The following is a 13,179-nucleotide window of genomic DNA, read 5'->3' on the forward strand; positions in this document are numbered from 1 at the left end:
TAGAATCGAGCGGTCCTTGGCCGGGCCGGCGGGGCCGGTACGCCACGCCACCCACGCTGATGCGCGGCGCGATAAATGCGCGTTTCCAGCTTGATAAATAGACCCCTCGAATCCTTTAAATAGCGACAAGGAAATTCACAAGGGCAAAACACAGCGGAGCCTACACGGGCTCCGTTGGTGTTTCTGGAGGGCGTTTCGGCCCGGCGGAGGCAGGCCTAGCCGATGCCGTCGGCAGGGTCGAAGTCGCGCAGCTGCTCGGCGGTGGCGGCGGCGAGTTGGGCCTTGCGGGTCTCGGCCTGCTGGAACACGGCGTAGTAGCGCTGGCCGATGGCGGCCAGCAGGCGCAGGGTCTGGTCGGCGTTGAGGACGACCTGGTCGTTGTCGACGTCGCGCACGCTGATGGAGAACGCGGCGCTGGTGAGGCGGGCGAACAGGGCGGCGAAGCCGATGCCGATGTAGCGCTCGATGTCGTCGCGGCGGATGCGGAAGGTGCCGGCGGGCGTGGTCACCTGCAGGGCGACGCGGGCGGCGGCGAGGCGATCGATGTGGTCGGCGATCTGCGCCTTGAAGTCGGCCAAGCGCGCGGGGTCGACGACCATCGCGCTGCCGGTCCACACGCAACACTCGGCCGGGCCCGGCAGCGTGGCCAGCTCGGGCGTGAGGTCGAAGCGCATGTCGGTGAGGCGTGGGTCGGCCTCGTCGACCACCCGGGCGATGCTGCCGTCGCCGCGGCGGATCCAGTAGCGCGCCATCAGGCCACCGCGCCTTTGACCTGCGTGCTGTTGTTGCCGGCCACCCAGGTCAGCGCGTGGCCGTTGGTGCGCACCGCGTAGCCGGCCGCGCCGCCTGTGCCACCGGCGCCGCCATCGCCTGAATCGTTGGCGCCGAAATCGTAGTCTGCATACGACCAGGTCCCCGAGTTGCCGGCGGTGCCGGCGGCACCCCAGTCGCCGCCGTTGCCGCCCCTTCCGCCGTTAGCGATCTCACTCGATCCCCTAAACGGCGGCGTGCCCGCGGTCTGCGTCTTGGACCCGCCGTTGCCGCCTGCGCCAGCACCCGCGCTGCTGCCCGCTCCGCCAGCCTGCGGTGCGGTGCCGCCACTCTGGCCGGTGCCCGCGGCCGCGCCGCTTACTGCGCCGGAACCGCGCCCGCTGCCGCCGCCGCCGCCTGCTGACGGCCCAGCGACGTTGTAGGGGCCGATCACGCCACCGCCACCGCCACCGCCACCACCGCCGCCGAAGATGTTGCCGCTGGCGTTGTCGATGGTCATCGGCATCAGCAGCTGGATCGCGTCGCCGCCGGCTGCGCCTGGCGCGCCGGCAATGTTGCCGGCCGCCGCACCGGCGCCAGCCTCGCCCGAGCGGCCGTGGATGCTGCCGTTGTTGACCAGGCGGATCTTGGAGCCCGGCGGCAGCGCCGCGCCGGTGCTGAAAGCGGCGCCGCCGGCCGAGCCGACCACCACGCCGGCGTTGATGGTCACGGTGACGTCGACCGGATCGGCCGGGCTGCCGGCGGCGGTGTAGACGTTGTAAGCCGTGGTGTTGGCGGCGATCACCAGGCTGATCGGGCGCAGCCCACCGGCGAACAGCATCTGATGGATGCCCATGTCAGGTCAGGCCGCCGCCGCTGATGACGGCCTCGTTGGCGCTGTTGAACCACACGGTGGCCAGGCCGCGCGCCGCGAGGGTGCGATTGCCGGTGGTGCTGGTGCCGACCAGGCGCAGCGTGAGGCCGCTGCCCTGGGTGATGGTGACGGCGGCCGCCGAGTCGTTGTAGAGACTCACGGCGTCGCCAGCGGCGAACACCCCGGCCGGAATGGTCAGGCCGGCGGCAAGCGCGATGCAGCGGCCGCGATCGGCGGCCACCGCGGTGCCGGTGGTGGTGGAGCGCGGCACCGAGCGATAACCGATCTCGACGCCGTTGTGCTGCGGCGTGCCGGTGAAGTTGGGGCTGGCGACATTGGCCTTGTTGGCGGGTGTGAAGTTGCCGGCGTGCCAGACGGCATGGCCGCCGATGGTCACGAGCGGGATGAGTATGTCTAGCTGACCCTCAAGAGCGGAGCCGTTCCATCCGATGAACTGGAGAACGGTCGGGGACTGCTTCTTGAGCGAAAAGTAGGGATTGCCAACACCGAAGCTGCCGCCGGAACGAACAAATATCGCGTCGGAGAGGCCCGCGTCGATCCATACAGCACCCCCAATGAGGCCGCCGGCCGCACTGAAAGGCACATAACCCAGCCGCGCCGGGATATCCGTAAAAAATGCCGGCCCCGCACCGCCAAGCAACGCTGCATCGAGCCCGCTGCCGATGCCATCCACCGTCAGCAGCTTGGCCAGCACATCGGCCGCGGTGTACGAACTGCTCTTCAGGTACGCGGTGCCCACCTCGACCCAGGCGCTGCCGTTGAACACCTGCCAGAAGCCGTTGGCCGACGAGAAGCGCATGGTGCCGACCGGCGCGTTGCTCACGCCCTCGCCGTCGAGCTGCTTGCCCAGCGCGCGCAGGGCGTCGCGGATGCCCGGCGTGTACTGGCTGGCGTGCAGATCGCCCACCGCCGGCTTGTTGAAGTCGATCGCCATTGCTTGCTCCTACAGCACGCCGTCCACGCCCCAGAAGAAGTCGGTGGGCGTGAGGTTGCCGGTGGTCGGGTCCCAGATGCGGACCTGAAAACTAGTGGGGTTGGGGGCGTCGACGAAGAACGCGGTCGCCTCGCGTCGCGCGGTGGTGTTGGGCGTGACGGTGATGCGGTCGACGTCGATCCAGGGCTTGGTCAGCGTCACGGTGCACACACCGGAGACGAAGTCGGCGGCCACCTTGGCGCCGCTCTCGGTGTCTTTCTTGAGCGCCAGGCGCAGGTTCAGGCCGCTGACCTCGATCAGGTCGTCGCCGCCGCTGGCGGTGAAGTCGAGCTTGACCTTGACCCAGCGGAAGTTGGTGGCGAACACGCTGGCCACGCCGGCGAAGTCGGTCCAGGGGCCGGCCGCACTGGTGTTGCTCACGCTGATCGTGGTGGCCACGGTGACCGCGCCGGTGATGATCTGGCTGGTCAGCGTGAGCGCGATCAGGGTGGCGCCGATCGAGGTGCCGTAGTCGAACACCCGCTCATAGCTGCTGCTGGCCGCCCCCGGCTGATAAAAGCGCGGATAGCCGGCGTCGATCTGCGCCTGCGGCGAAGCCCAGCCGCGGCTCGCGAAGTGAGCGTCAAAGGTCTCGGTTGTGTCCAGCGGGGCCAGCAGGGCGCCGTTTTCGACGATGCAATTGACTTTGGTGCCGGTGAAATCGTCAACCCAGTCGCGCTGCAGACTGAAGTTGCTGGGCGTGTCGACGCGCTGCGTGAGGCTGGCGGCCGCGCCCTCGTTGCCGGCGCTGTCGACCGCGCTGATCCAGTAGGTGTAGGTGCCGCCGGCCGGCTCCTGGTGGGTGGTGAAGGTCTGGTCGCCCGACTTGTCGCCGATGACGAGGGCGCTGCCGAAGGTGGCGCCGCGGCGCAGGATGTACCGCACGATCGGCAGCGTGGCGGCGGGCTTGCCCCAGCGGAACTGCAGCTGGTTGATGATGACGTCGGCCTGGAAGCCGGGGGGCGCCGCCGGCGGCGTGACCACCAGCTGCACCTCGCGCGGCGCGCTCTCGTTGCCGGCGACATCGATCTGCGTGATCCAGAAGCTGGCGCTGCCGGTCCAGTCGGCGCGGCCGCCGAAGCGGGTGGTGTACGGCTCGGCGATCAAGGTGGCGGTGGCGAACACGGCGCCGCGGCGCACCCGATAGCGATCGGTGGCAAAGCTGCCGGGCGCCGCGGCCCAGGTGAGCATGTAGTCGGCGCCGGTGAAGCCGCCGCTGGCGCTGGGGGCACCGGGCGCGGCGATCACGAGATCGATGGTGGCGGCGGTGGCCGAGAAGCGACCGCCGTCGTCGACCGCCTTGATCCACAGCTTGTAGGTGCCGGCCGCGCGCAGCTGCCACGGGTAGTCGGTGCCGCCGACGCGGGTGGCCGCGCCGGTGAGCGGTGCCGCCGACTCCCAGGTGGTGCCGCCGACCCGCAGCTCGTACTCGAAGACATCGAGGTCGGGCACCGCGTTCCAGCCGATGCGCACGCCGAACGGCTCCAGCGTGGCGTACAGGCCGGTGACGTTGGCCGGCGGCGCGGTCTTGCCCAGCACGGTGAGCACGCCGGTGACCGGCGGCGAGGCGTTGCCCAGCGCGTTGATGGCCACCACGGCGACCTCGTAGTTGCCGGGCTCGGCGTCGAGGATGTCGATCGTGGTCTGGGTGGTCTGCGGCAGCGTCTGCCAGGTGGCCTGGTTGCGGCGCCAGCTCACGAGATACCGCTGGCCGACCTGGGTCGAGGTGTAGCCGACCGAGAGCTTGACGCGGGCGATGCCGCGATCGAGGAACAGGCTTTCCGACAGCGACAGGCCGGTGATGGGCTTGCTGTCGGCGGTCAGGCGCGAGACCGGGTAGCTTTCCAGCGCCCAGCCGTTCTCGATCGCGTTGAACTTGCTCGGGTTGTGAGAGACGGCCAGCACGTCGTACTGGGGCTTGCCTTCCACCTCGCGCACGGCGAGCACGCGCCAGGTGGTGGGCTGCACCTCGCCGCTGGCCAGCACCCAGATGCTGTGCTCGACAGGTGCCGCCTCCAGCGGCGAGGCCAGGTTGAGCACGTCCCAGGTGCCGGGGCCGTTGACCACCGGGCGGGTGGCGAGCGGACGCGCCGGCTCGCTCATCGCGGCAGGCTGCATCAGGTACAGCGTGTAGCTCTCGCCGGGGTTCAGCGTGACCGGCGCATCGACCGTGATGGCGCTGGCGGTGGCGCTGCGCAAGCGCCCGCCGGTGCGCTCCTGCGCCTTGCGGGCGTCGGCGATCTTGATGATCTTGCCCGGGCCGGCCAGCTCGCCGTCGGTGCCGACGCGGAAGTTGACCACCTCCGCCTCGTACAAGTTGGTGTAGAGGAACCACTTGCCGGCGCGCACCGCCTGGCCGGCGCTGGTGCAGCCGACCGCCACGATGCTGGTGCTGACCAGGCCGTAGCGGGCGATGCCCTTTTCATCGTCGACCAGGATGGTCTTGGCGCGGAACTGGTCGACCGGATCGTTCCAGCGCACCAGCACCTGGGTGTAGCGCACCGCGGCGTCGGCATCGGAGTACTCGAAGCTGCCGTCGACCACGTTGGCGTTGGTGTACGCCAGCGCGGGGTCAGCCGGGGCGTCCTGCGCGAAGTCGATGCCGGCGCCGCTCCAGTAGACCAGGCCGCGGAAGATGCTGGCCATTTCGGCCAGCAGCGCATAGGCCTCGCGCTGCTCCTGCAGGTAGACGTTGCAGGTGAAGCGCGGCTCGGTGCCGCCGCGGCCATCGGGCACCAGCGCGTCGCAGTACTGGGCGATCGCGTACAGCGACCACTTGTTGAGCAGGGCGGCGTCGACCAGGCGGCCGAGGCCGAAGCGATCCTCCACCACCAGCCAGCGGAACAGCCAGGCCGGGTTGTTGGTCCAGCCGATCGTCCAGGTGCCGTTCCACACGCCCGTGGTGGTGCGGGTGATCGGGTTGTAGTTGCTCGGGATCTCGCAACGCACGCCGAGCAGGTCATAGCCGCGCACCGGGATGCGGCTGAACTGCTGGCTGTCGACGATCAGACCGAAGGCCGCCGTGTTCGGGTAGCGCAGCTTGGTGCTGACGATCTCGGTGTAGCTCTGGAAAAAGGTCTTGTTCTGCAGGTACTGCGTGGTCGAGTCAGGGGTGAGGCGGCGCACCCGCACGTCGTATGGCCCGCCGCCGGCGAGCGGCACCCGCACGCTGCGCTGGTAGCCGTTGACGCTCTTGCCGGAGATGTTCTGCCGCACCTTCTCGACGAAGCCGCCGCCGGCGCTCTGGATGTCGATGGCGAACAGCACCGCGGTGCCGCCGACGTCGCCGTTGTTGAGGTCGGTGGCGGCCAGCGCCGGCACCTGGATCGTCACCCGCACCGTGTCGGCGAGCGGGTTGACGATGGTGCGGGTCACCGGCGAGGCGGCCAGCACCTCGACGGCGACGGTCTGCTCGGTTTCCTGGTCGCTGAAGGCGTCCATCGCCGTCTGGCCCTGGGTGCCCCAGCGCCAGTCGAGGAACACATCGGTGAAGTTCTTGCTGCCGTCCTCGTTCTCATACGGCACGCCGTCGAAGAAGACGGACTTGAAGCCGTTGACCAGGCCACCGATCTCGCCCTCGCTCACCACGTCGATCACGCGCGCGTAGGCCTTGCTGCGCAGGCTGTCGGGCGCCTCGACGGGGGTGCGCGGGCTGGCGCCCTTGCCGCCCTTGGCGCCCTGGATCACAGCGTTCATCGCCACATGCCCGTCTTGCCGTCTTCGTCGCCCGGCAGCGGCGGCCGCACCGGCGGCGTCGGCTGACTCCAGACAAACTCCTCGGCCGACAGGCCGGCACTGACCACGGCCGAGCCGACGATCAGGCGCCCGAGCAGCACCGGCACGCACTGGCCCTGCGCCGAGGTGTTGACGGCGCCGTCGAAGAAGTAGCTGGGCTGGTTCTCCGGGCGCTCGCTCGGCTTGGGCGCCTTGGGCACCGGGGTGAGCAGCTGCACCACGCCCTGCAATGTCAGCGCGACGCCGGCCTGCACCAGCGCCTGGCCGATCGGCACATAGCCGAGCACCGACAGCGCGGTGCCGACCACGATCAGCACGTAGCCGGCGAGGATGCGGCCCCAGCCCTTTTTCTGGCCAGCCACCACCGGCACGATCTTGATCGGCTCGGCGCCGGCGCGGCGCTGCGTGAGTTCATCGACCTCCATGATCGGCCGCTTGCCGGTGAGCACGCGGTAGCCGGGCTCGTTGTGGCGACGCAGGTGGTCCTCGAAGCCGCGGAAGTTGGCCATCAGCGCCTGCAGCGCCTCGGCCGGGGTGGCGACATCGAAGCGATGCACGCGGCCGAAGCGCGCCCCCAGGTGACCGTACAGACGGACCTCACGCAGCACGGGCGGCTCCGAGCAGGTCGCGGTGGCGCACGATCTTGCGGGTGTGGCGCTGCCAGTAGCCGCCGTAGACATCGCGCCCGGACAGGCGGCCATAGAGGTGGTGCAGCATCACGTTGTCGCCGAGGTAGACGGCGGCGTGGTTGACCTTGAGGCTGAGCACCTGCATCAGCAGGCCGTCGCCCGGCTGCAGGTCGGTCACCTCCACGAAGCCGGCGGCGGCGAAGTTGTCCAGGTACAGGTCCTCGTCGCGCTCCCACCACAGGTCGGTGCGGGGAAAGTCGGGCAGCTGGATGCGGTGCTCGCGCCAGTACCAGTCGCGCACCAGGGTGTAGCAGTCGAGCACGCCGTGGGTGAACTCGCGGCCGATCAGCGGCGCCTCGAAACCGCACGGGTCGCACCACACCAGCGCGCCCGAGGGCCAGCCGATCACCAGCCACGGCAGGCCGGTGCGCTCGCACATCACGCGGTCGGCCATGCTCGGGTTGGCGCTGGCGTTGGGGTGGCTGTGCACGATCGCCTCAATGCTGTCGGCGGTGTCTTCGGCCAGTGCCCAGGCTTCTGGGTCGAGGATGAACTGCTCTTCGGGGGCGGTGGCCAGGTTGCGGCACGGCGCGTACGAGATGGCGGCGCCGTGGCGCAGCAGCAGGCCGCAGCACTCGCGCGGGTATACCTGCGCGGCGTGGGCGCGGATCGCCGCGGTGGCGGCGTCAGACAGCGCGATCGGGGCGTGCATGGTCACAGCCGCGTCAGCCCGGCCGTAGGGAAACCGCCGTACGGCAGGCCATCGGCGCTCTGGTTGAAACGCAGCCGGCAGCCCGACAAGCGGCGCGAACAGCGGTCCTGCGCGGGGTCGGCGGTGGGCACGTCGTCGCGCGTGGCCACCGGCCCGCCGGCATAGCCGCACTCCGGCGAGCGGTAGGTCCACCAGCAGGTGTTCTGGATGATCTGGCGGCCGGGCAGGCGCACGCCGGCGACGTCGATCGCCGCACGCAGCTCGAACTCGATCGCCAGGCCGTTGTCGCGTGGGCGGCGCGCCACCTGCCAGCGTTCGTCGGGCCAGTGGCTGTCGGGATCGGCCTCCGGGTTGCCGGCGGCGAAGTTGACCGCGTCCAGGTACTTGGCGTGAGTGCGCTTGCGGATCAGCGTGGCGCCGGCCAGGCCCTGGTACGTGCGCACCAGCACGCCGGCCAGGCCGGTGATGTCGGCGATGCGCAGCGTCGGGCGCGGCAGCGGCCCGGTGCCGGACTTGGCCCAGCCGCTGCCCTCGATCGGGAACGGCTGGTAGGTCTGACCCTGCCACACCACCGGCTGCGAAAGCTCGTTGACCCAGTTGCAAAAGCGGTAGACCGGGCCACCGAGGGACGTCAGGTCGAGCACGAACAGCTCCACCGGCGCGCTGTGCGTCAGGCGCAGGACCTCGTCGCGGATCGTCATGGGCGGGTCCGCAGGTGCTCGGCCACGCCGGCGATCGCCTGCTCGCGGGCGCGGTTGTAGGCGGCGCGCGCATCCTGGTCGAACGGGTCTTTGCTGAAGGCCAGCCAGCTGCGGGTGACCTCGCGCGCCAGCGCACGCGGCACCAGGCGCCAGTGCGGGTAGCACATCAGCACCTCGCCGGGCACGGTCTTGCTGCAGCCGGGGGCGGCGCAGCGGTGCGCCGGCAAGCGGCTGGACGGGCGGCTCGGTTTGCGGCCGGGGCCGGGGTTAAGGCTCATAACGGCGCTCGAAGGTGGCGGTGATGGTGCTGATGCCCAGATCCACGCGGGTGCGGCGCCAGCGCTTGCACACGACGCGGATCGCGGGACCCCAGATCGGCGTCCAGTCAAACAGCTCCACCCCCTGGCGGGCGCGGAAGAAGGAGACGATGTCGTCGCCGATCGAGTCGTCGACCTGGTCGAACACCAGGTCCCAGGTCTGTTCCTGCGGATGCAGGCCGTCGGGCGTGGCCTGCACGTAGCCGTCGCCGAAACGCGTCTCCTGCACCCGCGGCGACTCTTCCACACTGGTGGAGCGGCTCTCGGCCCAATCGAACACGGCCATTTAGGCGGCACTCCACAGCAGGCCGCCGGGGCGGGAGTTCTCCTGCGCCCACTGATCGATCACCGGGCGCACCGCCTGCGCCAGATCCAGGCCGGCGCGGCGCAGCTCACCTTCGGGGCCGTTGCCGCCGTTGACGGTGATGCCGACGCTGATGTTGGCGGCCCCGCCGCCATTGGCGCGGTGGCGCGGGTCGGCGCGGGTCAGGACTTCTTCGCCGCGTTCGAGAATGGCCGGCACCTCGTTGCTGCGCAGGCCGACGACGCCCCCGCTGTGGAAGCGCGGCGCCAGCGAAAACGCTGCCGGGTCAATCTGGCGCCGAGAGCCGTGGCTTGAACCGACCACGCCCCCGCCGTGAAAAACCATTGCCACGGCCTTGGCTGCCAGCTTGGCCGCGACGATCCTGGCGATCTCCGCCAGGATCAGCTTGGCCATGTCGGCGAACGCCTCCTTGGCCGACTTGGCGCCGGTGATGAGATCGGTGAAGAACGAGGTCAGCCCGCTTTGCAGCGCCCCACCGAAGTCGCGCTTGAGGCTGTCTGCCACCGGCTTTAGGCCGGCAACCGCGGTGCGATAGCGCTGCACAGCGGCCACCGCCTCCGGGCCGAGCGCCTGCGCCAGCTGCTCCATCTGGGCAAGCAGCGCTTCGGTGGCGGGCAGGCCTTCGCTGCGCAGGCGCGCGACCTCGGTGTTGAACTGGCCCTGCGTGATCACGCCCTGCTCGAGCTGCTGGCGCAGACGCTCTTCCTTGTCGGCGCGCTGATCCTGCAGCAGCTGGTAGTCGCGGGTGAGTTGGTTCAGGCGCTCTTGTGCCACCGTGCGCGCCACCAATGCGTCGACGATGCGAGTGTCGCCCGTGGCATCGAACTCGGTGCGGCGCTGGTCGGCGAACTGATCAGCCACCCGGCTCTGGATATCAGCCGCGGACTCGCGGCCGGTCGCCTGCTTGGCCTGCTGGTCGATCGCGCGCAGCGCGCGCTCGAGCGCGTCAGCTTCGCGCTCGGTGTCGGCGGCGGTGCGGCGCTGGCTGTCGGCGCGATCGCGACCCAGGGTCACCAGGCGCGCCTGCAGTTGAGCCACCTCTGTTTGGCCGCCGCGGACCGCCTCGGCAAACTGCTCGCGCTTCGGATCATCCTTGGCCAGGGTGTCCAGCCGGCGCTGGTTCTCTGCGTTGACCTTCGCCCGGGCGGCGATCTCGCGCCTGATCAGCTGCTCTTCGACGGCGAACGCGCGCTGCGCCAGCTCGTTGCGCCGCGCAAAGTAGCTACGCGCATCCGTTTCACCGGCGCGGTAGCGTTCTTCGTCCAGCGCCTGCTCGCGCGCCAGGGCGTCTTTCTGCAGTTCCAGCCGCTGGTCGTAGTAGCCCTTGAAGGCAGCCACCCCGCCGGCAAATGGCGCCGTGCCTTCGCTCAGCGCCTTGCCGCTGAGCACTGCCGCGCGGTTGGCTTCGCGCTGTGCCTCGGCGGCCTGATCGCGCAGCGTGCGGCGACGAAGGATCTCCTGGTCCAGCAGGCTGAGCTTCTCCAGCATCGCCTCGAGTTCGGCCTGATCGGCGCCGCCCTGGGCGATCGCCCGATCGACCTCCGCTCCCAGGGCGTTGCGCCGGGCCCCGAGCTCGTCTTCACGCAGATCCGCGAGCTTCTCGCGCACGCGGCCGAGCGTCAGCAGCGCTGCGGTCAGCGCGACCACCGCCACCACCACGCCCGCCGGCCCGGCGATCGCGACGGCGACCCCGGTGAGCGAGGCCACCCACAGACCGACCTTGGCGCCGACCCACGCGGCGCCGATCGCCAGCAGAGCCACGGCGGCCTTGTCGATGTTCGCGGCGATCAGGTTGAATCCCTCGGCGATGCCGCGTGCCAACGTGCCGGTGGCCGCGCTCTGTCCGAGGAACTCCTGAAAGGCATTGCGTACGCGGGTGAGCGAGCCGCCGATGGTCACCGGCAACTGGCCCACCTCGGCCTGCAGGTTGGCGAGCTGGCGGATCAGCGCGTTGCCGACCACACCGGCGGTCAGCTTGCCCTGTTCAGCCAGGCCGCGCAGCTCGCCGCGAGTCTTGCCCAGGCCGTCGGCCAGCGCCTGCATCAGGCGCGGGCTGGCCTCCGCGATGGCATTGAACTCCTCGCCGCGCAGTGCGCCGGCGCCCATTGCCTGCGAGAACTGCAGGATCGCACTGCTGCTCTCCGCCGCCGTGGCGCCGCTGATCCGCAACGACAGCGCCACCGCCTCGGTCACCTGCAACACCTGCTGCTGGCTGCCGCCGAGCTGCTTCACCGCCGGCGCCAGGCGGGTGTAAAGCTGCACCGTTTCGCCCAGGCCGACCTGATTGCGGTTGGCGATCGCCGACAGCTCACGCTGTGCGGTCGTGTACTCCTGCGTGCCGCTGGTGACGAGCTTCAGACGTGCCGACAGGCTGGCGTAACCGTCGACGGTGTCGGCCAGCGAGCGAAGCCCCTGCACGCCGAACGCGGCGAGCGCGGCCGTGCGCAGCTGGCCCAGCTGATTGCTGATCGACTCCACCCCGGCGCGGGTGCGGCCGAACGGCGCCTTGGCGTCGGCCTTGGCGATCGCGCCGAAGGCGTCGGTCGCGCCGCGCTTCAAGTCGCCCAGCGCCTTGCGCGCGCCGTCGACGACCGCGCCGACGACGATCTTGGCGTTCAGGGTCGTCATGACCTAGACTGCGCGCGCCATGAACTTCGACACTCTGCACATCCTCGGCTGGACGCTGCTGCTGGCTGGCGTGCTCAGCCATCCGGCGATCGCCGCCTCCGGTCTGGCGCTGCTGGCTGCGCTGTACATCTGGGCGTTCCTGCGGGTCATCACGGGTTAGTCGGGCAGGCCCTTCAGCGCCTTGCTGAAGCCTTCTTCGGTCGCGCCAGCCAGGCGCACCGCCAGCGCCGAGTCACGCAGCCGGCGCAGCCGCTGTCGGTGCGCGGCCTCGCCGTACAACCGGAACTGCGCCAACGTCATTCGCAGCACCTCGTCGTGCGCGTGCCCGGCGGCGATCAGTTCGGCGAAGGCGTCGGCCCAGCCGGTGACTTCGCCTGCAGGCGCGCCATGCCGGCGGCCACGCGGGCCTGCAGTGCCGGCAGGCGCGGGCCGAAAAAATCCGCGTTCAGCTCCAGCAGCTTGATGAACAGCTCGGCCAGCAGATCGGGGGTCAACCGCGCCACCTGGTCCTGCGGCACGTCTGCCGCGATCGCGGCGATGGCGACGATCGCATCGCCGTGATCGGCAATCAGCGCGAGCGCATCTTCGGCGCTGCGCACGGTGTCGAGCAGCAGCAGAAAGGGCTGAGCCAGACGCAGCACCGTTGGCAGCTGGCCAACGGTCAGTGGCGTGACGTGCAGCGCCACGCCGCCGACCTCGATCTGCACCGGTTCGTTGACCAGCGTGTCGAGCGAGTTCTGCTGGGGGCGCATCGCTCACCTACGGCAGGATGATGCGGCCGAACTGGCCGAGGGTGCCGCCGCTGGGCTTGGTGCTGTCTACGAGCACGCTGCCCTCGACCTCGAAGGTGGCGAAGTCATCGTTGATCAGCGGCAGCTCGCGCGTCGGGCTCATCCGCACGCGGTACAGATCCACGATCACCGGCGTGTTGTCGTCAGTGTTGACGCCCTCGAAGCGGATCCACTGCTCCGGGTTGCCACTGTTGAATGGCGCGATCACCTGACGCTGGCCAGGCGTGTACGTGGTCTTGAACGGCTGCACGTAGGGCGCGCCGGTGGTGAGGTCCTTCAGCTCCCAGCTGCCGGCGGCGGCGTTGAGCTCGTAGCTGGCCGGCGGCAGCGTCTTGGGCGAGCCGGTGCTGTCCACCACGCTCACCGCGCTGACGTTCTGGCCGGCGAGAATCACCTTGTCACCGACCACCAGGCCGGAGGGCGCCACCTCACCGACCACGGCCGCGCCGGCCGCCACCGTGGTGACGGTGGCCTGCAGCAGGCGCGCGAGGTTCTCCTTGTTCCACTCGTCGAAGCTGACCTGGATGGTGGCCTGCTTGGCGCGCGTGGCGCGGCGAAACGGCAGGCGGGCGCCGCTGAAGCTCTCGTTGCGCTCACTCACGTCCTCGGTCAGCGCCACGGAGAAGGCGGGCGCGTTGCCGACCCATTTGAGCCCCTCCGCGTTGCCGCCGACGGTGCGGCCACCGATCCACACCTTGCCTTGACCACTGAAACCTGCCATCG

14 protein-coding genes are annotated in these 13,179 nt (G+C 70.1%); 1 reads left to right on the forward strand and 13 read right to left on the reverse strand.

Features of this window, described 5'->3' with window-relative positions:
* Positions 1-215 precede the first annotated feature (215 nt).
* The 10 genes from Q0C12_RS09280 to Q0C12_RS09325 are packed head-to-tail and all read right to left on the reverse strand — an operon-like array spanning position 216 to position 11,665.
* On the reverse strand, positions 216-752 hold the full coding sequence (locus tag Q0C12_RS09280; RefSeq protein ID WP_290889340.1) for a hypothetical protein: 537 nt from the start codon (positions 750-752) through the stop codon (positions 216-218).
* Positions 752-1,591 carry a hypothetical protein gene (locus Q0C12_RS09285; protein ID WP_290889343.1) on the reverse strand — a complete coding sequence of 280 codons (840 nt, stop codon included), beginning with the start codon at positions 1,589-1,591 and terminating at the stop codon, positions 752-754. Before Q0C12_RS09285 ends, Q0C12_RS09280 begins: the two co-directional genes overlap by 1 nt.
* A gap of 16 nt (positions 1,592-1,607) precedes the next feature.
* Positions 1,608-2,579: a hypothetical protein gene (locus Q0C12_RS09290; RefSeq protein ID WP_290889346.1), complete on the reverse strand. Its 972-nt coding sequence runs from the start codon at positions 2,577-2,579 to the stop codon at positions 1,608-1,610.
* 9 nt (positions 2,580-2,588) lie between these two features.
* On the reverse strand, positions 2,589-6,314 hold the full coding sequence (locus Q0C12_RS09295; protein WP_290889349.1) for a phage tail protein: 3,726 nt from the start codon (positions 6,312-6,314) through the stop codon (positions 2,589-2,591).
* On the reverse strand, positions 6,311-6,961 hold the full coding sequence (locus tag Q0C12_RS09300) for a tail assembly protein (protein ID WP_290889352.1): 651 nt from the start codon (positions 6,959-6,961) through the stop codon (positions 6,311-6,313). The genes Q0C12_RS09295 and Q0C12_RS09300 overlap by 4 nt, the downstream gene beginning before the upstream one ends.
* Positions 6,951-7,694 carry a C40 family peptidase gene (locus Q0C12_RS09305; protein WP_290889355.1) on the reverse strand — a complete coding sequence of 248 codons (744 nt, stop codon included), beginning with the start codon at positions 7,692-7,694 and terminating at the stop codon, positions 6,951-6,953. The genes Q0C12_RS09300 and Q0C12_RS09305 overlap by 11 nt, the downstream gene beginning before the upstream one ends.
* Before the next feature lie 2 nt (positions 7,695-7,696).
* Entirely contained in the window at positions 7,697-8,395 is a 699-nt protein-coding gene (locus tag Q0C12_RS09310; RefSeq protein WP_290889358.1) for a phage minor tail protein L, read from the reverse strand.
* Positions 8,392-8,673 carry a hypothetical protein gene (locus tag Q0C12_RS09315; RefSeq protein ID WP_290889361.1) on the reverse strand — a complete coding sequence of 94 codons (282 nt, stop codon included), beginning with the start codon at positions 8,671-8,673 and terminating at the stop codon, positions 8,392-8,394. Before Q0C12_RS09315 ends, Q0C12_RS09310 begins: the two co-directional genes overlap by 4 nt.
* Positions 8,663-8,998, reverse strand: coding sequence for a phage tail protein (locus Q0C12_RS09320; RefSeq protein WP_290889364.1), 336 nt, complete (start codon positions 8,996-8,998; stop codon positions 8,663-8,665). Before Q0C12_RS09320 ends, Q0C12_RS09315 begins: the two co-directional genes overlap by 11 nt.
* Positions 8,999-11,665: a tape measure protein gene (locus Q0C12_RS09325; protein WP_290889367.1), complete on the reverse strand. Its 2,667-nt coding sequence runs from the start codon at positions 11,663-11,665 to the stop codon at positions 8,999-9,001.
* A gap of 19 nt (positions 11,666-11,684) precedes the next feature.
* Here Q0C12_RS09325 and Q0C12_RS09330 point away from each other — a divergent pair, with 19 nt between their 5' ends.
* Positions 11,685-11,825 (forward strand): hypothetical protein, encoded by a 141-nt coding sequence (locus tag Q0C12_RS09330; RefSeq protein ID WP_290889370.1) that lies wholly within the window; start codon positions 11,685-11,687, stop codon positions 11,823-11,825.
* On the opposite strand, the gene Q0C12_RS09335 is transcribed toward Q0C12_RS09330, so the two are convergent.
* From Q0C12_RS09335 to Q0C12_RS09345, 3 genes are read right to left on the reverse strand one after another with little or no spacing between them, the layout of a single operon-like run.
* Entirely contained in the window at positions 11,822-11,965 is a 144-nt protein-coding gene (locus tag Q0C12_RS09335; protein WP_290889372.1) for a hypothetical protein, read from the reverse strand. The two genes, Q0C12_RS09330 and Q0C12_RS09335, sit on opposite strands and share 4 nt — an antisense overlap.
* A 35-nt stretch (positions 11,966-12,000) precedes the next feature.
* Complete coding sequence (locus tag Q0C12_RS09340) at positions 12,001-12,417, reverse strand: hypothetical protein (protein ID WP_290889375.1); 417 nt, start codon at positions 12,415-12,417, stop codon at positions 12,001-12,003.
* A gap of 7 nt (positions 12,418-12,424) precedes the next feature.
* Complete coding sequence (locus Q0C12_RS09345) at positions 12,425-13,177, reverse strand: hypothetical protein (protein ID WP_290889378.1); 753 nt, start codon at positions 13,175-13,177, stop codon at positions 12,425-12,427.
* Between the last annotated feature and the right edge of the window lie 2 nt (positions 13,178-13,179).

The sequence above is a fragment of the Arenimonas sp. genome (genome assembly GCF_022842045.1).
GTDB lineage: Bacteria > Pseudomonadota > Gammaproteobacteria > Xanthomonadales > Xanthomonadaceae > Arenimonas.

Bases quoted from the DNA above. Each gene is read 5' to 3' on its own strand.
- Q0C12_RS09290 (WP_290889346.1), bottom strand. From the start codon at position 2,579: ATGGCGATCGACTTCAACAAGCCGGCGGTGGGCGATCTGCACGCCAGC.
- Q0C12_RS09305 (WP_290889355.1), bottom strand. From the start codon at position 7,694: ATGCACGCCCCGATCGCGCTGTCTGACGCCGCCACCGCGGCGATCCGC.
- Q0C12_RS09285 (WP_290889343.1), bottom strand. From the start codon at position 1,591: ATGCTGTTCGCCGGTGGGCTGCGCCCGATCAGCCTGGTGATCGCCGCC.
- Q0C12_RS09340 (WP_290889375.1), bottom strand. From the start codon at position 12,417: ATGCGCCCCCAGCAGAACTCGCTCGACACGCTGGTCAACGAACCGGTG.
- Q0C12_RS09280 (WP_290889340.1), bottom strand. From the start codon at position 752: ATGGCGCGCTACTGGATCCGCCGCGGCGACGGCAGCATCGCCCGGGTG.
- Q0C12_RS09335 (WP_290889372.1), bottom strand. From the start codon at position 11,965: ATGACGTTGGCGCAGTTCCGGTTGTACGGCGAGGCCGCGCACCGACAG.
- Q0C12_RS09320 (WP_290889364.1), bottom strand. From the start codon at position 8,998: ATGGCCGTGTTCGATTGGGCCGAGAGCCGCTCCACCAGTGTGGAAGAG.
- Q0C12_RS09345 (WP_290889378.1), bottom strand. From the start codon at position 13,177: ATGGCAGGTTTCAGTGGTCAAGGCAAGGTGTGGATCGGTGGCCGCACC.
- Q0C12_RS09325 (WP_290889367.1), bottom strand. From the start codon at position 11,665: ATGACGACCCTGAACGCCAAGATCGTCGTCGGCGCGGTCGTCGACGGC.
- Q0C12_RS09330 (WP_290889370.1), top strand. From the start codon at position 11,685: ATGAACTTCGACACTCTGCACATCCTCGGCTGGACGCTGCTGCTGGCT.
- Q0C12_RS09315 (WP_290889361.1), bottom strand. From the start codon at position 8,673: ATGAGCCTTAACCCCGGCCCCGGCCGCAAACCGAGCCGCCCGTCCAGC.
- Q0C12_RS09295 (WP_290889349.1), bottom strand. From the start codon at position 6,314: ATGAACGCTGTGATCCAGGGCGCCAAGGGCGGCAAGGGCGCCAGCCCG.
- Q0C12_RS09310 (WP_290889358.1), bottom strand. From the start codon at position 8,395: ATGACGATCCGCGACGAGGTCCTGCGCCTGACGCACAGCGCGCCGGTG.